The sequence below is a fragment of the Pseudomonas sp. FP1154 genome (assembly GCF_030687245.1).
GTDB classification, from domain to species: Bacteria; Pseudomonadota; Gammaproteobacteria; order Pseudomonadales; family Pseudomonadaceae; genus Aquipseudomonas; species Aquipseudomonas rhizophila.
The window spans coordinates 1,430,089-1,450,322 of the sequence record NZ_CP117465.1 but is presented as its reverse complement, the minus strand read 5'-3'; the positions used below and the strand labels follow the sequence as shown (position 1 = coordinate 1,450,322).

Genomic DNA, 20,234 nt, shown 5'->3' with positions numbered 1-20,234 from the left:
CTGGCCTCCTGGTCTTGCCCCTGTTGCGATGGGTGCAAGTTAACCAATCAGGCCTGGATGAAAATTGACCGGGGTCAATAACGCTCGCGACGCGGCGAAAAGGAAGGGAAATAACTGATCTGTATCAATGGATAGAGGGGGGAGTCAGCGCTTTTTGGGTTTTTTCTTCGGTTTTTTCTGGGCTTTGCCCAATGGCATGGCTTGCTCAAAAGCCTGGCGGACTTCGTTAAGGCGTTTTTCGTTGAGGTCGTGAACGCGCTTGGCGCGCTCAGCACTGAGGTCGATCAGTTTGTCGTCTTGGCTCATGGCGTGTCGGCATCGTACGGTGAACTGCGGATGCTCTCATGATGAAGGCTGTCGAGCGGGTTGACCAGCCTGCATGCGTCGACAAAAGCCTGGATCAGACCTGGATATCGACCCACAAGCCCTGACGCTCTTCCCCTTCCACCAACGGCACCACAGGCACGGTGTTATCGGCGTTCAGTTCAGTGCCCCGTACGGCCAGGTGCGCTTCGGGATCTTCGTCGGCTTCGCGGCGGCGCTTGTTGCGTTCCTGCTGGCGCTGTTGCTCCTCGCGCAGCAACAGAGCAGCCTCCTCAGGGTCGCGATTTTTCAGGTCGATGGTGCTTTCGTTGGAGCTTTGCTGCACCGGGACCACGGGCGGTATGTCCGGCCGCTGGCGGACCGGATCCTGTTGAGCGGTGATGGGTACGGCGCTCAAAGGGAGCATGGGTGGCAACATAAAGGTCTCCTGTCTTCAGGTTGTCGGCTGAGCGAAGGACAGCTTGAACCGCTGGTCTGAAACTTGTGACCCGGTTGGCATTATCACAATAGGCCGGGCCGAGCTTGTTTGATCACCCAGCACACTTAAGTTCCGCACCGCCGGTAAGTAATCAATGCCCATGGCGACCCGATGTCTACGTAAATCCTTTGGTCTGAGGGATCATTCCGTTAAGATAACCGGCTTTTTCAAGGCGGGAGTCAGGCAGCATGGCGCAGCAGTATCAACCGGGGCAACGCTGGATCAGTGACAGCGAAGCCGAGCTGGGTTTAGGCACCGTTCTGGCACAGGACGGCCGCTTGTTGACCGTGCTCTATCCGGCCACTGGCGACACTCGCCAGTACGCGCTACGGAATGCGCCCCTCACCCGCGTGCGGTTTTCGCCGGGCGATGTGATCACTCACTTCGAAGGCTGGAAAATGACCGTGCGCGAAGTCGACGATGTCGATGGGCTGCTGGTCTACCACGGCCTCAATGGGCAGAACGAGGTTGTCACTCTGCCGGAAACCCAGCTGTCGAACTTTATCCAGTTCCGCCTGGCCAGTGACCGTCTGTTCGCCGGCCAGATTGACCCGCTGGCATGGTTTTCCCTGCGCTACCACACCCTGGAACACACCAGCCGCCAGTTGCAGTCGCCGCTCTGGGGCCTGGGTGGCGTACGTGCCCAGCCCATCGCCCACCAATTGCACATCGCCCGTGAAGTGGCCGACCGCATCGCGCCACGGGTATTGCTGGCAGACGAAGTGGGCCTGGGCAAGACCATCGAAGCCGGCCTGATCATCCACCGCCAACTGCTCTCCGGCCGCGCCAGCCGCGTGCTGATCCTGGTACCGGAAAACCTTCAGCATCAGTGGCTGGTGGAAATGCGCCGGCGTTTCAACCTGCAGGTCGCCTTGTTCGACGAAGAACGCTTCATCGAAAGCGATGCCAGCAACCCGTTCGAAGACACCCAACTGGCCCTGGTGGCGCTGGAGTGGCTGGTGGACGATGAGAAGGCCCAGGACGCGCTGTTTGCCGCCGGCTGGGACCTGATGGTGGTCGACGAAGCCCATCACCTGGTCTGGCACGAAGATCAGGTCAGCCCGCATTACGCTCTGGTCGAACAGCTTGCCGAAACGATTCCCGGCGTACTGCTGCTGACCGCGACCCCGGAACAGCTGGGCCAGGACAGCCACTTCGCCCGCCTGCGCCTGCTGGACCCGAACCGCTTCCATGACCTCAAGGCCTTCCGCGCCGAGAGCGAGAATTATCGCCCGGTGGCCGAGGCCGTGCAGGAGCTGCTGGACAAGGGCCGTCTCTCACCCGAGGCGCACAAGACCATTCACGGCTTCCTGGGTAACGAGGGCGAAGCGCTGCTGACCGCCGTCAATGATGGCGATGTAGAAGCCAGCGCCCGCCTGGTCCGCGAACTGCTGGACCGCCACGGCACCGGCCGCGTGCTGTTTCGCAATACGCGCGCCGCCGTACAGGGTTTCCCGGAGCGCAAACTGCACGCCTACCCGCTGCCGTGCCCGGACGAATACCTCGAGCTGCCGTTGGGTGATCACGCCGAGCTGTACCCGGAAGTCAGCTTCCAGGCTCAGCCGGACGCCAACGAAGAACAGCGCTGGTGGCGTTTCGACCCACGGGTCGAGTGGCTGATCGACACCCTGAAGATGCTCAAGCGCACCAAAGTGCTGGTGATCTGCGCCCACGCCGAAACCGCCATGGACCTGGAAGATGCCCTGCGCGTACGTTCCGGCATCCCGGCCACGGTGTTCCATGAAGGCATGAACATCCTGGAGCGCGACCGTGCGGCGGCTTATTTCGCCGACGAAGAGTTCGGCGCCCAGGTGCTGATCTGCTCGGAAATCGGCAGCGAAGGCCGCAACTTCCAGTTCGCCCACCATTTGGTGCTGTTCGACCTGCCCTCGCACCCGGACCTGCTGGAACAGCGTATTGGCCGTCTGGACCGGATCGGCCAGAAGCACACCATCGAGCTGCATGCGCCGTACCTGGAAACCAGCCCGCAAGCGCGGCTGTTCCAGTGGTATCACGAGGCCCTGAACGCGTTCCTCAATACCTGTCCGACCGGCAACGCCTTGCAGCATCAGTTCGGCCCGCGCCTGCTGCCATTGCTGGAAGAAGCCGATGACGGCCAGTGGCAAGCCTTGATCGACGAAGCCCGCACCGAACGCGAACGCTTGGAGGCCGAGCTGCACACCGGTCGCGACCGTCTGCTGGAGCTCAACTCTGGCGGCGCGGGTGAAGGCGATGCCTTGGTAGAGGCCATTCTCGAACAAGACGACCAGTTCGCCCTGCCGATCTACATGGAAACCCTGTTCGATGCGTTCGGCATCGACAGCGAGGACCATTCGGACAACGCGCTGATCCTCAAGCCGAGCGAAAAAATGCTCGACGCCAGCTTCCCGCTGGGCGACGACGAAGGCGTGACCATCACCTACGACCGCAACCAGGCGCTGTCTCGCGAAGACATGCAGTTCATTACCTGGGAGCACCCGATGGTGCAAGGCGGCATGGACCTGGTGCTGTCCGGCTCCATGGGCAATACCGCCGTAGCGCTGATCAAGAACAAGGCCCTCAAGCCCGGCACCGTGTTGCTGGAACTGCTCTATGTCAGTGAGGTGGTTGCCCCGCGCTCACTGCAACTGGGCCGTTACTTGCCGCCGGCCGCCCTGCGCTGCCTGCTGGACGCCAACGGCAACGACCTCGCCGCCCGAGTCTCGTTCGAGACTTTGAACGATCAGTTGGAAAGCGTGCCTCGGGCCAGCGCCAACAAGTTCATCCAGGCCCAGCGTGACCAGCTCTCGCCACGGATCAACGCCGGTGAAGAGAAGATCGCCCCGCGTCACGCCGAACGCGTGGCCGAAGCCCAGCGTCGCCTGGCAGCCGATACCGACGAAGAACTGGCGCGCCTGACCGCCCTGCAAGCGGTCAACCCGACGGTACGCGACAGCGAACTGGTGGCTCTGCGCCAACAGCGTGAGCAAGGTCTGGCGATGCTTGAGAAGGCGGCGCTGCGCCTGGAGGCCATACGGGTGTTGGTGGCGGGCTGAATTGCCGCCGTTACTCAACAAAAGGCCCGCAGCGATGCGGGCCTTTTTTTGTGCATTTGTCTGGTCCCACTTGCCGATCAGCGCAAGGATCGGCAAGCCCACCGGTTTGCAGCGGCTGAACACTTTGCAAGCGCACGACTCACGATGTGGGAGCGAGCCTGCTCGCGATGGCGGTGGCACATCAGCCATTGATGCAAACTGACTGACCCACCGCTCGCGACTACAGCCTCGTCACTGAGCTCGGCTGCCAAGTTGCTGCTGCAGGTTGCGGATCTGCGCTTGCAGCGTGTTGATATTGCGGGTGACCTGGCCGCGGAAGGCGTCGAACTCGGCGGTGTTGCTGCCCCCGTTGTCCTGTTGGCTCTTGAGCACGATCACGTCCTGCTCCAGACGCTCGATGGCAGAATTGGAAGTGGCGCGTTTCAGGGCGGTGATGTCGGCACCGATGCTCTTGAGCCGGGCATCGAGAGCACCATCCTCGCCCTGGTTTTTCAGGGCGGAAACTTCAGCCGCCAGCGCCTTGACCTGGTCCTGGAGTTCCTTGTTGGAAGCTTGCAACTGAGTGCTGGCGTTCTGCTGCTCAGTGGTCTGGGCAATGATCTGGGCCAGCTCCTTGTCCAGGTCGGCGGACGGACCGAACGCGACCATCTGTTGTTTGTACTGCTCCTGCAGCTTGCTTTCGAATTGCTTGCCCTGCTCCTGGAGCTTGCCTTCCAGCTGTTTGATCTGCAACTTCAAGGCTTCACTGTCGCTCATGACATTGGACTGACCGGCTACCACCTTGCCGGAAATGTCCTGCAAGCGCCCCGCCGCGTCTTCACTGATACGGGCGAAACTTTCCTGGGTGGCCACCAGCTGCTGTTCCATCAAGGAAATCTGCTGGAAGCTCCACCACGCCAGGAAGGCAAGCGCACACAACAGCGCACCGACCAGTGCCCACAGTGGCCCGGTACTGGCCCCCTTGACCTTGGCCGCCGCAACGGGTGCCGGGCGCGCTTGCACGTGGGGCGGGCGTTCGCGCTCAGGCAGAAAGTCATCGTCATCGGGAATGTCGGCCCGCATCCGCAAGCTCGGTATATCATCGAAGTCGTCGTTGGAATCGTTACGCATGGGCATTGGGTTCAACCTTTGGGAAACCGGTGTTGGCTTGATGCAGCGAGTATAACCCCCTCGCCCGCCGCACCGATTGACCCCGAACCTGGCACTCGGTTCATGACGGGGCGATCAGCGGGCATCCTGGGCTTTCCACCAGGCGCAGAACTCATCAAGAGCGGTCCACAGGCTGACCTGTGGATCGTAATCCAGATAATGCCGGGCCCGGCTGATGTCCAGGGTGAAATTCTTGTTCATGACCTGCATGCCCAGGCGCGACAACGTCGGTTCGGGACGGCCCGGCCATAACGTGCAAAAACCTTCATTCAGGGCGGCGACGCTGTAGGCCAGCCGGTAGGAACGATAACGCCGGACCTGTGGGACTTCCATCTGTCGCATCACATAATTGACCACATCCCACAACGGCACCGGCGTGCCGTTGCTGATGTTGTAAGCCTTGCCAAGGGCCGATTCGCCGGCCAAAAGACTGCTGAGCAGCGCTTCGTTGAGATTCTGCACGCTGGTGAAATCCACCTTGTTCAACCCGTTGCCGACAATGGCCAAGCGGCCCTTGCGTTGCATTTTCAACAGCCGGGGGAAAATGCTCATGTCGCCGGCGCCGGTGACAAAGCGCGGGCGCAGAGCCAGTACTTCGAGACCGAACTCCTGGGCCCCGAAGACTTTCTGTTCAGCCAGGTATTTGGTGGCGGCGTAGGGATGTTTGAAGCGTTTGGGCACCTGTTCTTCGGTCAGGTCCAGATGGTCCCGGCCGTCGAAGTAAATAGACGGTGATGACAGATGAACCAGACGCCGGACCTTCTGCTTGAGGCAGGCCTCGACAATATTTTCCGTGACCTGGACGTTGCCCTGGTGAAAATCCTGATAGCGGCCCCAAAGCCCCACGGAACCGGCGCAATGCACGACGCTGTCAACATCAAGGCACAGGTCGCGAGCCAGCAACGGGTCACTCAGATCCCCCTGAATGAACTGCGCCCCGCGACGCACCAGGTGCTCAACGCTCTCGGCCCGGCGACCGTTGACCCGTACATCCAGGCCCTGCTCCAGAGCGAAACGCGCAAAGCGCCCGCCAATGAAGCCACTTGCGCCGGTAACCAGAATTTTCATGAAGACTCCTAAAATCAGATTCGAGCTTCAAGCTACAAGCTTCAAGCCAATCGCTTTCAACTTACCGCTTGGAGCTTGCTGCTTGCCGCCTTGATCAATCGTTCAGTCAACAAACCCAGTAACTGCCCACCATTGCGCCAATGATGCCAGTACAACGGCACATCAATCGGTTTATCTGCCAGCAATTCCACCAACTCGCCCCGCTCCAGTTGCTCACGCATTTGCAACTCAGGCACCAGTCCCCAGCCAAGCCCCGCTTCGGCGAGCCGAATGAAACCTTCGGACGACGGGCAGAGATGATGTTCGAAACCGCCTTCGACCCCCAGGGAAGCAAGGTAGCGATGCTGCAGGAAATCATCCGGGCCGAACACCAGCGCCGGCGTGCGCGCCAGTTGATCGGCGCGCACCCCATCGGGGAAATGCCTGGCGATGAACGCCGGGCTGGCCAACGCCCGGTAGCGCATGGCCCCCAACAACACACTACGGGCACCAGCCACCGGACGTTCACTGGCGCAGACGCACGCCGCCACCTCACCAGCACGCATGCGTTTGAGGCCGACGGTCTGGTCTTCCACCACCAAGTCGAGCAACAGATGATGTTCGGCGCAGAAATCTCCAACGGCCACCGCCCACCAAGTGGCCAGGCTGTCGGCATTCAAGGCGATCCGCAGGCGCTCAGGCAGCCCCTCCTCATCCAGCGCTGGCACCAGGCTTTGCAGGTCGCGCTCCAACAGCCGCACCTGCTGCACATGGTTGAGCAAGCGGCGACCGATTTCGGTCGGTGCCGGCGGCGTGACGCGCACCAGCACCGGCTGGCCGACCCGCGCCTCCAGCAGTTTGATCCGCTGGGAAATCGCCGACTGCGACAAACCCAGCACTTGGGCGGCACGCTCGAATCCGGCCTGTTCGACAACCGCCGCCAGAGCGGAAAGCAATTTGTAATCGAACATCAGTTTCCCTAATGAGCAATCAGCAATATTGGTTTTTCTTATACCGCTTTGCACCAGAGAATGACACCGCATTCATACCTACTCGGGGAGTAATTTATGTGGCAAAGCTACATGAACGGACTACTGGTGGCCCTCGGGCTGATCATGGCCATCGGCGCTCAGAACGCCTTCGTGCTGGCGCAAAGCCTGCGCCGCGAACATCACTTGCCGGTCGCCGCCCTGTGTGTAACTTGCGATGCGTTGCTGGTGGCCGCCGGGGTGTTCGGCCTGGCGACACTGCTGGCCCAAAGCCCGTTGCTGCTTTCAATAGCCCGCTGGGGCGGCGCCGGGTTCCTGCTCTGGTATGGCAGCCTGGCGTTGCGTCGGGCCTGTTCGAAACAAAGCCTGCAACAAGATGAAAAACAGGTCGTGCGCTCGTTACGGGCGGTGCTGCTCAGTGCGTTGGCGGTGACCCTGCTCAACCCCCACGTCTATCTCGACACCGTGTTGCTGATCGGTTCCCTCGGGGCCCAGCAAAGCGTGCCTGGCGCCTATGTCGTGGGAGCGGCCAGTGCCTCGTTGCTGTGGTTCTTCACACTGGCAATCGGTGCGGCATGGCTGGCACCGTGGCTGGCCCGGCCGAGTACCTGGCGGATACTGGATGTGCTGGTGGCAACGATGATGTTCAGCGTGGCCATACAGTTGATCGTCTCTGGCTGATTATTCCAAACCGCTCTGGAACCTCTATCCCACACAGTTGTTGCGTGGTTATGCCGTTCCCCCGGTGCTATGATCCGACTCCTGCGCCGCAATGAGTACAAACTCCCCGGCGCTAGTCTGGCCGCCCGTGATCGGCCTTGCGCTCACCGCAACTGACCTGATTAGGAGAATCACCATGGCTTTCGAATTGCCGCCGCTGCCTTATCCACACGATGCACTGCAGCCGCACATCTCCAAAGAGACTCTGGAATTCCACCACGACAAGCACCACAACACCTACGTCGTGAACCTGAACAACCTGGTACCTGGCACCGAGTTCGAAGGCAAGACCCTGGAAGAAATCGTCAAGACTTCCTCGGGCGGTATCTTCAACAACGCCGCTCAGGTCTGGAACCACACCTTCTACTGGAACTGCCTGGCGCCAAACGCCGGTGGTCAACCTACCGGCGCGCTGGCCGACGCCATCAACAGTGCGTTCGGCTCGTTCGACAAGTTCAAGGAAGAATTCACCAAGACTTCCGTCGGCACCTTCGGTTCCGGTTGGGGCTGGCTGGTGAAAAAGGCTGACGGTTCCCTGGCCCTGGCCAGCACCATCGGCGCCGGCAACCCGCTGACCAGCGGCGACACCCCGCTGCTGACCTGCGACGTTTGGGAACACGCCTACTACATCGACTACCGCAACCTTCGTCCGAAGTACGTCGAAGCGTTCTGGAACCTGGTCAACTGGAAGTTTGTGGCCGAGCAGTTCGAAGGCAAGACCTTCACCGCTTGATCCGTAATGCCAGACAAAAGAACCCGGCGCTTTGCCGGGTTTTTTTTAGCTGGCACAAAGCCCCGGAATCTTGTCCGGCCCCCTACCTCGTGTCTGAAATCCAACAAAAATCAAACCCAGGCCTCAAGTTGCGGGCCCTTCCATCCGACACAATGGTCGTAGAGCAATAACTCTGGAAACACCGTATAACGGCCAGGTTTCAGGCGAAGACCCTTGTGTTTGATTGTCCCTTTGACTGACATCACAGGATTGCCAATACTCATGGCAACTTGACGCTACTCGCACGGAACAAGGAACCCCCTCTTTGAAGCTGGAACTCAAGAACAGCTTGTCTGTGAAGTTGCTCCGGGTCGTGCTCCTTTCGGCATTGATCGTCGGCGTGGTATTGAGCTGCGCCCAGATCGTTTTCGATGCCTACAAAACCGACCATGCCGTCGCCAGCGATGCCCAACGAATTCTTGATATGTTCCGCGACCCTTCGACCCAGGCCGTCTATAGCCTTGACCGGGAGATGGGCATGCAAGTGATCGAGGGGCTGTTTCAGGACCAAGCGGTGCGCATGGCTTCTATCGGTCACCCTCACGAGACCATGCTCGCCGAAAAAACCCGGCCTTTGCAGCACTCTGGAAGTCGCTGGCTGACCGACCTGATCCTTGGCAAGGAACGCACATTCACCACGCAACTGGTGGGTCGCGGGCCTTACAGTGAATATTACGGTGACCTGAGCATTACTCTCGACACCGCCACCTACGGCCAGAGTTTCATCGTCAACTCTGTGATCATTTTTATATCGGGCATGTTGCGAGCCCTGGCGATGGGCCTGGTGTTGTACCTGGTCTATCACTGGCTGCTGACCAAACCGCTGTCGCGGATCATCGAACACCTGACCGAAATCAACCCCGACCGGCCGAGTGAACACAAGATCCCGCAGCTACGCGGCCACGAACAAAATGAGTTGGGGCTCTGGATCAACACCGCCAACCAATTGCTCGCCTCCATCGAGCGCAATACACACCTGCGCCACGAGGCGGAAAACAGCCTGCTGCGCATGGCCCAGTATGACTTCCTCACCGGCCTGCCCAATCGTCAGCAGCTTCAACAGCAATTGGACAAGATCCTGGTGGATGCCGGGCGCTTGCAACGCCGGGTGGCCGTACTGTGTGTGGGGCTGGATGACTTCAAGGGCATCAACGAACAGTTCAGCTATCAAACCGGTGACCAGTTGCTGCTGGCCCTGGCAGATAGGCTGCGAGCCCACAGCGGACGCCTTGGCGCGCTGGCGCGACTGGGGGGCGACCAGTTCGCCCTGGTCCAGGCCGATATCGAACAACCTTACGAAGCCGCCGAGTTGGCCCAGAGCATCCTCGATGACCTGGAGGCGCCGTTCATCCTCGATGATCAGCAAATCCGCCTACGGGCGACCATTGGCATCACCCTCTTTCCCGAGGACGGGGACAGCACCGAGAAGTTGTTGCAGAAAGCCGAGCAGACCATGACCCTGGCCAAGGCCCGCTCGCGCAATCGCTACCAGTTCTACATCGCCAGCGTCGACAGTGAAATGCGCCGCCGTCGCGAGCTGGAAAAAGACCTGCGCGAGGCTCTGCTCCTCGAGCAGTTCAGCCTGGTGTACCAGCCGCAGGTCAGCTATCGCGACCTGCGAGTGGTCGGTACCGAGGCGCTGATTCGCTGGCATCACCCCGAACACGGCCTCGTGCCGCCGGACCTGTTCATTCCCTTGGCCGAACAGAACGGCACCATTATCGCCATCGGTGAATGGGTCCTGGATCAGGCTTGCAAACAGTTGCGCGAATGGCATGACCAGGGCTTCGTTGACCTGCGCATGGCGGTCAACCTGTCCACCGTACAATTGCACCATGCCGAACTACCGCGGGTGGTGAACAACTTGCTGCAGATGTACCGCCTGCCGCCGCGCAGCCTGGAGCTGGAGGTCACGGAAACCGGCCTGATGGAAGACATCACGACAGCCGCCCAGCACTTGCTCAGCCTGCGCCGCTCCGGCGCGCTGATTGCCATTGATGACTTCGGGACCGGTTATTCGTCCCTGAGTTATCTCAAGAGCCTGCCGCTGGACAAGATCAAGATCGACAAGAGCTTCGTCCAGGACCTGCTCGATGACGAGGATGACGCGACCATCGTCCGGGCCATCATCCAGTTGGGCAAGAGCCTGGGGATGCAGGTAATCGCCGAGGGGGTTGAGACGGTCGAGCAGGAAGCCTACATCATCTCCGAGGGCTGCCATGAAGGTCAGGGGTATTACTACAGCAAACCGCTGCCGGCACGGGAGTTGGGCATCTATCTCAAGCAGGCGCAGCGCAGCAAAGTCTCCATCATCTGATTCTTTCTCCTCGGGTAGTCATGCCTCTGCCGGAGTTGGCGAAGCCTGCGCTCTTTGGTTTGTTCGCTTGAGACTCAAGCGTCTGGGCAGAGATCGCCGCCTCGCTTCGCTCGGCGGCGCCTACGGAAGGCTGCCCGCGCCGCATCACAAATAAGAAATATTTACAGCTACAACCCTTTACACATAATGCAAATCTTTCGCATTATGTCGCAGCTTTGCGCACCTCGCGCCTGTCCCATCCATCACCGAAGCAGGATGTTCGCCATGATTCGTATGCCTCTGGCTACCGCCAGTTTGCTGGCCATCGCTATTTCCCTCGCCGGTTGCGGCGAAGGCAAAGACAAGGCCGCCGCGCCGCAAGCGCCCACGCCTGCAGCCAGCACCGCCGCCCCAGCCGCAGCCGGCAAAATCGACGAAGCCGCTGCCAAGGCCGTTGTCGCGCACTACGCCGACATCGTCCATGCGGTCTACAGCGATGCCGAATCCACCGCGAAAACCCTGCAAACCGCGATCGATGCGTTCCTGGCCAAACCGAACGACGAGACCCTCAACGCCGCCAAGGCCGCCTGGGTCGCTGCGCGCGTCCCTTACCTGCAAAGCGAAGTGTTCCGCTTCGGCAACACCATCATCGACGACTGGGAAGGCCAATTGAACGCCTGGCCGCTGGATGAAGGCCTGATCGACTACGTCGACACCTCCTATGCGCACGCATTGGGTAACCCGGGCGCCACCGCCAATATCATCGCCAATACCGAAGTCCAGGTAGGCGAAGACAAGGTCGACGTGAAAGACATCACCCCGGAGAAACTCGCCAGCCTGAACGAGCTGGGCGGTTCCGAGGCCAACGTCGCCACCGGCTACCACGCCATCGAATTTTTGCTGTGGGGCCAGGACCTCAACGGCACCGGCCCTGGTGCCGGCAAGCGTCCGGCTTCCGATTATCTGGAAGGTGCCGGGGCTACTGGCGGTCACAACGACCGTCGTCGCGCCTACCTCAAGGCCGTGACCCAATTGCTGGTCAGCGATCTGGAAGAAATGGTCGGCAACTGGAAGCCAAACGTGGCTGACAACTACCGCGCCACCCTGGAAGCCGAGCCTGCCGAAACCGGCCTGCGCAAGATGCTGTTCGGCATGGGCAGCCTGTCCCTCGGCGAACTGGCGGGCGAACGTATGAAGGTGTCCCTGGAAGCCAACTCGCCAGAAGACGAGCAGGACTGCTTCAGCGACAACACCCACAACTCGCACTTCTACGATGCCAAAGGCGTGCGCAACGTTTACCTGGGCGAATACACCCGCGTCGACGGCACCAAGATGACCGGCGCCAGCCTGTCGTCCCTGGTGGCCAAGGCTGACCCGGCCGCTGACAACGCCCTCAAGGCCGACCTGGCCGACACCGAAGCCAAGATCCAGGTCATGGTCGATCACGCCAACAAGGGTGAGCACTACGACCAACTGATCGCTGCGGGCAACACCGCTGGCAACCAGGTCGTGCGCGACGCCATTGCCGCACTGGTCAAGCAAACCGGCGCGATCGAACAGGCCGCGGGCAAACTGGGCATCAGCGACCTGAACCCGGACAGCGCTGATCACGAGTTCTGATCAAGGCTGGTTGACTGACGGGTTATGCCCGTCAGCCAAGCCATAAAACCCTGTGGGAGCGAGCCTGCTCGCGATAGCGATGTTTCAGCCAACAGCAATGTGACTGACATGACGCTATCGCGAGCAGGCTCGCTCCCACAGTGATTTCGGCTGTTCATAAATACGATGCACACCACAACGCCCGCTCCCACAGGAAATTTCATCGTTTGTGGTCATCACTGCAACCCCGCAAGCCTCCCCTCGATAAACCGCCTCTCCGGCAATTGCTGAGTCAATTCAAGCGCGCGTCGATATGCCGCCCTCGCCTCCTCCACGCGTCCCAACTGCCGACAGAGTTCTGCCCGCGCCGAGTGGGCCAGGTGATAATCGAGCAACTCGCCCCGGTCCAGAATCGCGTCGATCCGCTGCAAGCCCGCTTGCGGTCCATCGCGTTTGGCCAGGGCCGCGGCGCGGTTGAGTTCGATCACCGGCGAAGGCACCGCACGCAGCAACACATCATAGAGGCCGACGATCTGCGGCCAGTCGGTCTCCTGCGCCGTGGGGGCTTCGGCATGCACTGCCGCAATCGCAGCTTGCAGGCAATAAGGCCCGAACCTTCGGGTATTGAGCGCGGCTTCCACCAGGGCGCAGCCTTCGGCGATCATGTCGGCGTCCCACAAGGACCGGTCCTGCTCATCCAGCAGGATCAGTTCACCGCTGGGAGAGGTTCGCGCTCGCCGCCGCGACTCGTGCAGCAGCATCAACGCCAACAGCCCCATGACTTCGGCTTCAGGCAACAGCTCCATCAACAGGCGGGCCAGGCGGATGGCTTCGCGGGTCAAATCTTCACGCGTCACCTCAGCCCCCATCGAGGCCGAATAGCCTTCGTTGAATACCAGGTAGATCACTCGCAACACACTGTCCAGCCGCTCGGGCAGTTCCGAGCGGGACGGTACCTGATAGGGGATCTTCGCATCGCGAATTTTTGCCTTGGCCCGCACGATGCGCTGGGCGATGGCCGCCGGGGCGGCGAGAAAAGCCCGGGCGATCTCTTCGGTGGTCAGGTCGCACACTTCCCGCAACGTCAGCGGCACCTGGGCATCAGCGGCCAGGGCCGGGTGGCAACAGGTGAAGATCAGCCGCAGGCGATCGTCTTCCACGTCCTCATCACTCCAGTCGCTCTGCTCCAGTTCTTCGAGCTGGGCAATCAGCATCGGCCGGCTCGCCGCGAAGCGAGCGCGCCGGCGCAAACTGTCGATGGCCTTGAAGCGCCCGGCCGACACCAGCCAGGCCCGAGGATTGTCCGGCACACCGTCGCGCTGCCAGCGCTCGACCGCGATGAAGAAGGCCTCGTGCAAGGCCTCTTCAGCAAGGTCGAAATCCCCCAGCAGGCGAATCAGCGTCGCCAGGATGCGCCGCGAGTCTTGCCGATAAACCTGCTCGACCCGTGCACTGACTTCTTCGGCCGACATCAGTCGGGCATGCCCTGGGTCACCAGCGCTTCGAGCCGGTCAAGGCTCTGGCCCCAGCCGTCATGAAAGCCCATGGCTTCGTGGGCCTGGCGGTCTTCTTCGTTCCAGTGCAGGGCGCGGGCGGTGTAACGGGTTTTATCGCCCACTTCCTCAAGCAACACTTCGCCGGTCATGAAGGCTTTGCCGGAGGGGATCCAGCCGGGCACAAACGCATCGGTGAAGACCAACCGCTGCGGGGCAACGATTTCCAGGAACACGCCCATGGTCGGATATTCACTGCCGTCCGGGGCACGCATCAGGGTGCGAAACTGACCACCGACCCACAGCTCCATTTCGCACTCCGGCGTAGTCATGCCGTGGGGTCCCCACCATTGGACAAGCAGCGCCGGCTCGGTCCAGGCGCGGAAAATCTTCTGGCGCGAGGCGTCGATCACTCGGCTGATGGATAACTCGAACGCGGCAGGTTTGAGGTTCATGAATGAAATCCAGTTTGTGATTGTTGTTCAGGGACTCAGTTGGCGTACCGGTCGGACCTCGACGCAGCCGACCCGGGCCGCCGGAATGTTGCCGGCGACCTGGAGGGCTTCGTTCAGGTCCTTGGCGTCGATCAGGTAGAAGCCCGCCAGTTGCTCCTTGGTCTCGGCAAATGGACCGTCCGTGATCGACAACTTGCCGGCGCGCATGCGCACCGTGGTAGCGGTCTGCACCGACTCCAGGGCCTCGGCGGCAATCATACGACCGCTGCCCTGGATCGACTCGGCGTAGGCCATGCATTCAGCGTCCTGCGGGCTGTCGGGTGAGTTGTGCAGCGCATGCTCGTTGCTATAGACCAGGCATAAGTACTTCATGGAAAGCTCCGTGATCGAACTGATCAACTATGGACCGCAGAAAAGCGCTCAGCGAAGAAACCGACGATCAGGGCTGCAGGTCGAACATCACCGTACCGGCCATCGGATCAAACGGCGCGGACCAGTGTTCGTGGACAATCTTCCATTGCCCGGCCACCCGTTGATAGCAGGCGGTCGTGCGCATCCAGCAAGCCTGCTCTTCACCTTTGTCGTTGGTGCCGCCGCAATAGGCCAGCCAGTGAGCGAAGGCGATCGTGTCAGCTGCGGTAATCTCGATCTGATGGAAGTCGAACTTGTGCGGTCCAGGGCACATCTCCATGCACGCCTGCCAATGGGCCCGGTAAGCGACTTTGCCCTTGAATTGCAGGGCCTGGATGGCATCGAACGAAACGATGTTGTCGTCATAGAGCGCCATGACTTTTTCAACATTTTTTTCCATGACAGCCTGGCGATAAGTCTCGATCAAGGCCTTGATTTCGGTTTCGGTGGCTTGGGTATTCATGGTGATTCTCCGCAGGTTTTTGTTGAAGACACCCTTTGTCGTTTAGAGAAACTGCGAATCGACAACCCAAACAAAAATAATTCAAAGAAAAAAATTCGCTAGAATCCCAGGCCCATTCTGTCGGCAAACAACGGATGCTTTTGTGACCGCTCAGCTCGTACCCTACGAAGACCTCACCGAGCTGCAGCGCACGCAGGTCGAAGCCATCGAAATCCACCCCGAACAGATCAAGTTCGCCGGCGATATCCACGGCGCACTGCACACGCTGCTGTCCAGGCCCGGCCCTGGCGTCAAAGGGTTTGCGTTGCTGGCTGGCGAGGTGCCAGTGGCGTTCCTGTTACTCAAGCGCCCGCCAGTACTGCCCGCCTGGGCCAACGAACACAGCGCCACCCTGCACGCCCTGCAAGTCGATTATCGGGCCCAGGGCAAGGGTTACGGCAAGGCCTGCCTGCAAGCGCTTCCTGCCGCAGCTCAGGCGGCATGGCCGCAAATCAGGGGACTGGAGCTTTCGGTCGACGCCGACAACGTCTCGGCCATCGGCCTGTACACCCGGTTGGGCTGGGTCGACAGTGGCGAAGCGTACAAGGGCCGCATCGGTTATGAGCGGCGGATGGGGCTGGTGTTTTGACCAGGACATAACCTGTCTGTGAGCGCGAGCCTGCTCGCGATTGTGGTGGGCCAGCTTGCATGAATGTTGGATGTGGCACCGCTATCGCGAGCAGGCTCGCTCCCACCGGTTTGCATTGCCGAGAGGATGGCAATCAGCTCGGTTTGAGAGGAATCCAGATTTCCAGAGAGCCTTCGCCGGTCCTGGGGTTGAAGTCTTCGCTGTAGCGTTCGAACTCCGGGGCCTCGGCAGCTGTGTGGCCGGATCGCGGCAGCCACTCTTTCCAGATGTAGTGGAACGTCTGCGGCAGGGCTTTCAATGGGCCTTTGTGTTCGAACACTGCGTAGTGCGCAGGCTGTATTTCGATCCAGCGCAACTGTTCAGGCAAGTCATCGAGCCGGCTGACTTCCACGCCGGCAATGTATTCAAACCCACCCTTCCCGTCCGGGTTGCAACACACGCCATAGGTGACCTCATCTTTCTGCCCTGGCACTTTACCGAGCCAGGGCAAAAACTTTTCCCAGAGCAGCGGGATATCCTCGGCGGTGTCCGGGGTAAAACAGCCACCAAAACCGGCGATTATCTGAAAACGTCCGTGTTCGAAGCGTGGTTCGGCTGCGTTATCGGGTTCGTGCTTTTCCATGCGTCAACACTCCAGAAACGTGAGGTCGGGTGTTGCAGTATAGAAGCCTGATGAAGATTGCCAGGCCCGTTTCGCTTATCCGAGTCCAGGCACCACGGCCGGCGCCACTTTCCCGATAAACTCGTTGTAGCCAGAAACAATCACGTACACCGCGAAATAGCAGAAGATGGCGGCCGATGCCCAATAGCAATAGCGCAACAGTTTATCCCCCAGCAGCCTGCCGCCCTGGGTTGCTGCCAGGCACAGGCCTGCACACCAGAGAAGTCCGGCACAGAGAAATCCACTCAGGAACAGCGCCGAGCTGAGGATCGTTCCGCCGCCCGAGCGAGCGATCAATGTGCCGCCCACCGCCGCGAACCAGAGAATGGCACTGGGCGACGACATCGCCAGGAAAATCCCGCGAAAAAACTCCTGCCCGGATGAATGACTCCGCACCTCGCCAGCCTCGGCCAACGCCGCATGGTGATAGATCGCCGAATGAATCATCTTCGCTGCGAAATACAGCAGCACCACCGAGCCGCCGATCCACAGCACCCAGCGCACCGTTTCGTATTGCAGCAGCACCGTCATGCCGGCCAAGGCCAGGACCGCGTAGATCAGGTCCCCCACACATGTGCCCAGGCCCAGGGCGAAACCCTGGAAATAGCCACGTTGCATGGCCAGGGTAATCATCGCGATATTGGCCACGCCAATGTCCAGGCACAAAGAAAGGCTCAGCAGGAAACCGCTGGAAAATTCCATCATTCAGTCCATTCGTTTTTTGAACAGGGCGAGTCGTGCAGTGCGCAGGTGTTACTGAAAGTCCCCTGAGCGGATCGACAGTGTCGTCGAAAATAGTTGCGCGCCGCTACTGGACAATTGGCCATCAGCCCCTTTATCTTGCGCCGCAGGCCACCGCAGTGGCCAACGTCGCTCGGACGGTTCCGGGCGCTCACGTATCTCGAGGCAATAATGGCCAACCAAGGTTCGCCGCGCCGCTTTGCGCGCATCGATCGACTCCCCCCGTATGTATTCAATATCACTGCCGAGCTGAAGATGGCTGCGCGTCGGCGCGGCGAGGACATCATTGACTTGAGCATGGGTAACCCCGACGGCGCCACACCTCCACATATCGTTGAAAAGCTGGTCACCGTCGCCCAGCGTGAAGACACCCACGGTTACTCCACCTCCAAAGGCATACCGCGCCTGCGCCGCGCCATTTCGCGCTGGTACAAGGACCGCTACGAGGTGGACATCGACCCGGAAACCGAAGCCATCGTCACCATCGGTTCCAAGGAAGGCCTGGCGCATCTGATGCTAGCGACCCTGGACCAGGGCGACACCGTGCTGGTGCCCAATCCCAGTTATCCGATCCACATCTACGGCGCAGTGATCGCCGGCGCCCAGGTGCGTTCGGTGCCACTGGTGCCGGGGGTGGATTTCTTCGACGAGCTGGAGCGCGCCATTCGCGGCTCGATTCCCAAGCCGAAAATGATGATCCTGGGCTTTCCGTCCAACCCTACCGCGCAATGCGTGGAGCTGGATTTCTTCGAACGGGTCATCGCCTTGGCCAAACAGTACGACGTGCTGGTGATCCACGACCTGGCCTACGCCGACATCGTCTACGACGGCTGGAAAGCCCCGTCGATCATGCAGGTGCCGGGTGCAAAAGACATTGCCGTGGAATTCTTCACCCTGTCCAAAAGCTACAACATGGCTGGCTGGCGTATCGGCTTCATGGTGGGCAACCCGGAACTGGTCAACGCCCTGGCGCGGATCAAGAGCTACCACGACTACGGCACCTTCACACCGCTGCAAGTGGCGGCCATCGCCGCGCTTGAAGGCGATCAGCAGTGCGTGCGGGATATCGCCGAACAGTACCGCCAGCGCCGCAATGTGCTGGTCAAGGGCCTGCATGAACTGGGCTGGATGGTGGAAAACCCCAAGGCGTCGATGTACGTCTGGGCCAAGATCCCCGAGGCTTATGCACACTTGGGTTCGCTGGAGTTTGCCAAGAAACTGTTGGCCGAAGCCAAGGTCTGCGTCTCGCCGGGGGTGGGGTTCGGTGAATATGGCGATGATCACGTGCGCTTTGCACTGATCGAAAACCAGGACCGGATTCGCCAGGCCGTTCGCGGCATTCGCGGGATGTTCCGGGCGGATGGGTTGGTAAGCAAACCGAACGCCTGATACCAAAATCGATGTGGGAGTTTGCTCCCACTCTGGATCTTCAGATCACCAGAAGCCAATGTGGGAGCGAGCCTGCTCGCGATAGCGGCATGACAGTCGACTTCGTTGCTGACGGTCAGTGCGCTATCGCGAGCAGGCTCGCTCCCACAATGGGTGATGCGTCGTCGCTTAGATCACCAGCGACAGCAACAGGATGAAGATCAGCGCTACCACGGACAGGATGGTTTCCATCGCGGTCCAGGTCTTGAAGGTTTCGGCCACGGTCATGTTGAAGTACTGCTTGACCAGCCAGAAACCGGCATCGTTGACGTGAGACAGGATCAGCGAACCGGCACCGGTCGCCAGGACCAGCAGCTCACGGTTCACACCCGGAATCATCCCGACCACCGGCACCACGATCCCGGCACCCGTGATGGTTGCCACGGTCGCCGAGCCTGTGGCGATGCGAATCACCGCCGCCACCAGCCAGGCCAACAGGATCGGTGAAATCTGCGCACTCACCGCCATGTGACCGATCACATCACCCACACCGCTGGTGACCAGCATCTGCTTGAAGCCACCGCCTGCACCGATGATCAGAATGATTGCCGCAGTCGGTGCCAGACTCGCGTCCAGCCACTTGAGTATCTGGCTCGAACCGATGCCCTGCTTGTAGCCGAAGGTGTACAGCGACAGCAGTAATGCCAACAGAAGTGCAGAAATCGGATGCCCGATCAGGTCCATGAACGTGCGGAAGAAATTGCCTTCAGGCAACACCACATCGGCAAAGGTCTTGAGCAGCATCAGGAACACCGGCGAGAGCACGGTGATCAGCGTGATGTTGAAGCTCGGCAGATCGGCAGAATCGGTCTCACGTGCCAGTTGGTCCACCAGCTCCTGATTCGGATGGCCGGGGATATGCTTGGCAATGAATGTACCGAAAATCGGCCCGGCAATAATGGCCGTCGGCAGCGCCACGATCAGGCCATAGAGAATGGTTTTACCGATGTCGGCACCGAATACGCCAATCGCCAGCAGCGGGCCCGGGTGCGGTGGTACCAGGCCGTGGACCGCGGAAAGACCGGCCAGCAGCGGGATACCGATCTTGATGATCGAGACACCGGTGCGACGCGCCACGATGAACACCAGCGGGATCAGCAGCACGAAACCGATTTCGAAGAACAGCGGAATGCCCACCAGGAAGGCGGCGAACATCATGGCCCACTGCACTTTATCCTTGCCGAAGGCGCGGATCAGGGTTTGGGCGATCTGATCGGCCCCGCCCGATTCGGCCATCATTTTACCGAGCATCGTACCCAACGCCAGAATGATGCCGACAAAGCCCAGCACGCCACCGAAGCCGTCCTGGAACGCCTTGATGATGGTGCCGATCGGCATGCCCGAGGTCAGGCCCAGAAAAGCGGCCGCGATGGTCAGTGCAATGAACGGGTGGAGTTTGAACTTGGTGATAAGGACGATAAGTCCGATCACCGTAACCACTGCATCAAGCAGCAGAAACGTCTCGTGGGACATGCCGAACATGGGAGGTGTCTCCTGATTTGTTGTTGTTATTGAAGCGGTTATTTGTAAGCCGTCGGGACAGCG

19 protein-coding genes are annotated in these 20,234 nt (G+C 60.3%); 7 read left to right on the top strand and 12 right to left on the bottom strand.

Going from position 1 to position 20,234, the window contains the following annotated elements; all coding sequences use genetic code 11:
• Positions 1–144: 144 nt before the first annotated feature.
• A complete protein-coding gene (locus PSH91_RS06600; RefSeq protein ID WP_171061412.1) occupies positions 145–306 on the bottom strand; it encodes a hypothetical protein in 162 nt (53 codons plus the stop codon).
• A gap of 94 nt (positions 307–400) precedes the next feature.
• On the bottom strand, positions 401–742 hold the full coding sequence (locus PSH91_RS06595) for an aspartate-semialdehyde dehydrogenase (RefSeq protein WP_305467642.1): 342 nt from the start codon (positions 740–742) through the stop codon (positions 401–403).
• Positions 743–990: 248 nt separating this feature from the next.
• On the opposite strand from PSH91_RS06595, the gene rapA reads away from it, so the two are divergent.
• Positions 991–3,837, top strand: coding sequence for an RNA polymerase-associated protein RapA (rapA, locus tag PSH91_RS06590; RefSeq protein ID WP_047228321.1), 2,847 nt, complete (start codon positions 991–993; stop codon positions 3,835–3,837).
• A gap of 231 nt (positions 3,838–4,068) precedes the next feature.
• Here rapA and PSH91_RS06585 read toward each other — a convergent pair whose 3' ends face one another.
• The 3 genes from PSH91_RS06585 to PSH91_RS06575 form a co-directional block, all read right to left on the bottom strand.
• Entirely contained in the window at positions 4,069–4,953 is an 885-nt protein-coding gene (locus PSH91_RS06585) for an ATPase (protein ID WP_047228322.1), read from the bottom strand.
• Between the two features lie 108 nt (positions 4,954–5,061).
• Complete coding sequence (locus PSH91_RS06580) at positions 5,062–6,054, bottom strand: NAD(P)-dependent oxidoreductase (RefSeq protein WP_139050964.1); 993 nt, start codon at positions 6,052–6,054, stop codon at positions 5,062–5,064.
• 56 nt (positions 6,055–6,110) lie between these two features.
• Positions 6,111–7,004, bottom strand: a complete 894-nt coding sequence (locus PSH91_RS06575; RefSeq protein WP_047228324.1) for a LysR family transcriptional regulator ArgP — start codon at positions 7,002–7,004, stop codon at positions 6,111–6,113.
• Positions 7,005–7,100: 96 nt separating this feature from the next.
• Between PSH91_RS06575 and PSH91_RS06570 the strand changes: the two genes are divergently transcribed.
• The 4 genes from PSH91_RS06570 (at position 7,101) to PSH91_RS06555 (ending at position 12,430) form a co-directional block, all read left to right on the top strand.
• Entirely contained in the window at positions 7,101–7,703 is a 603-nt protein-coding gene (locus PSH91_RS06570; protein WP_047228325.1) for a LysE/ArgO family amino acid transporter, read from the top strand.
• A gap of 175 nt (positions 7,704–7,878) precedes the next feature.
• The gene (locus tag PSH91_RS06565) at positions 7,879–8,475 is read left to right on the top strand and encodes a superoxide dismutase (RefSeq protein WP_047228326.1); all 597 of its coding nucleotides are present in this window, start codon (positions 7,879–7,881) and stop codon (positions 8,473–8,475) included.
• A gap of 304 nt (positions 8,476–8,779) precedes the next feature.
• Positions 8,780–10,831: a bifunctional diguanylate cyclase/phosphodiesterase gene (locus PSH91_RS06560; protein WP_188252327.1), complete on the top strand. Its 2,052-nt coding sequence runs from the start codon at positions 8,780–8,782 to the stop codon at positions 10,829–10,831.
• 264 nt (positions 10,832–11,095) lie between these two features.
• Complete coding sequence (locus PSH91_RS06555; protein ID WP_047228328.1) at positions 11,096–12,430, top strand: imelysin family protein; 1,335 nt, start codon at positions 11,096–11,098, stop codon at positions 12,428–12,430.
• A gap of 215 nt (positions 12,431–12,645) precedes the next feature.
• Here PSH91_RS06555 and PSH91_RS06550 read toward each other — a convergent pair whose 3' ends face one another.
• From PSH91_RS06550 to PSH91_RS06535, 4 genes are all read right to left on the bottom strand, one after another.
• Positions 12,646–13,881, bottom strand: a complete 1,236-nt coding sequence (locus tag PSH91_RS06550; RefSeq protein ID WP_305467639.1) for an RNA polymerase sigma factor — start codon at positions 13,879–13,881, stop codon at positions 12,646–12,648.
• Positions 13,881–14,357, bottom strand: a complete 477-nt coding sequence (locus PSH91_RS06545) for an SRPBCC family protein (RefSeq protein WP_288915437.1) — start codon at positions 14,355–14,357, stop codon at positions 13,881–13,883. The genes PSH91_RS06550 and PSH91_RS06545 overlap by 1 nt, the downstream gene beginning before the upstream one ends.
• A 27-nt stretch (positions 14,358–14,384) precedes the next feature.
• On the bottom strand, positions 14,385–14,729 hold the full coding sequence (locus tag PSH91_RS06540; RefSeq protein ID WP_305467637.1) for a YciI family protein: 345 nt from the start codon (positions 14,727–14,729) through the stop codon (positions 14,385–14,387).
• A gap of 67 nt (positions 14,730–14,796) precedes the next feature.
• On the bottom strand, positions 14,797–15,231 hold the full coding sequence (locus tag PSH91_RS06535; protein WP_047228332.1) for a nuclear transport factor 2 family protein: 435 nt from the start codon (positions 15,229–15,231) through the stop codon (positions 14,797–14,799).
• A gap of 142 nt (positions 15,232–15,373) precedes the next feature.
• Between PSH91_RS06535 and PSH91_RS06530 the strand changes: the two genes are divergently transcribed.
• Positions 15,374–15,859, top strand: a complete 486-nt coding sequence (locus tag PSH91_RS06530) for a GNAT family N-acetyltransferase (RefSeq protein ID WP_047228333.1) — start codon at positions 15,374–15,376, stop codon at positions 15,857–15,859.
• Positions 15,860–15,992: 133 nt separating this feature from the next.
• On the opposite strand, the gene PSH91_RS06525 is transcribed toward PSH91_RS06530, so the two are convergent.
• The gene (locus PSH91_RS06525) at positions 15,993–16,481 is read right to left on the bottom strand and encodes a GyrI-like domain-containing protein (RefSeq protein WP_047228334.1); all 489 of its coding nucleotides are present in this window, start codon (positions 16,479–16,481) and stop codon (positions 15,993–15,995) included.
• A 75-nt stretch (positions 16,482–16,556) separates the two neighbouring features.
• The gene (locus tag PSH91_RS06520; protein ID WP_107321632.1) at positions 16,557–17,222 is read right to left on the bottom strand and encodes a LysE family translocator; all 666 of its coding nucleotides are present in this window, start codon (positions 17,220–17,222) and stop codon (positions 16,557–16,559) included.
• A 210-nt stretch (positions 17,223–17,432) separates the two neighbouring features.
• Here PSH91_RS06520 and alaC point away from each other — a divergent pair, with 210 nt between their 5' ends.
• Positions 17,433–18,650 carry an alanine transaminase gene (gene alaC, locus PSH91_RS06515; protein WP_076386034.1) on the top strand — a complete coding sequence of 406 codons (1,218 nt, stop codon included), beginning with the start codon at positions 17,433–17,435 and terminating at the stop codon, positions 18,648–18,650.
• 168 nt (positions 18,651–18,818) lie between these two features.
• Here alaC and PSH91_RS06510 read toward each other — a convergent pair whose 3' ends face one another.
• On the bottom strand, positions 18,819–20,171 hold the full coding sequence (locus PSH91_RS06510) for a GntP family permease (RefSeq protein ID WP_047228337.1): 1,353 nt from the start codon (positions 20,169–20,171) through the stop codon (positions 18,819–18,821).
• Positions 20,172–20,234 lie beyond the last annotated feature (63 nt).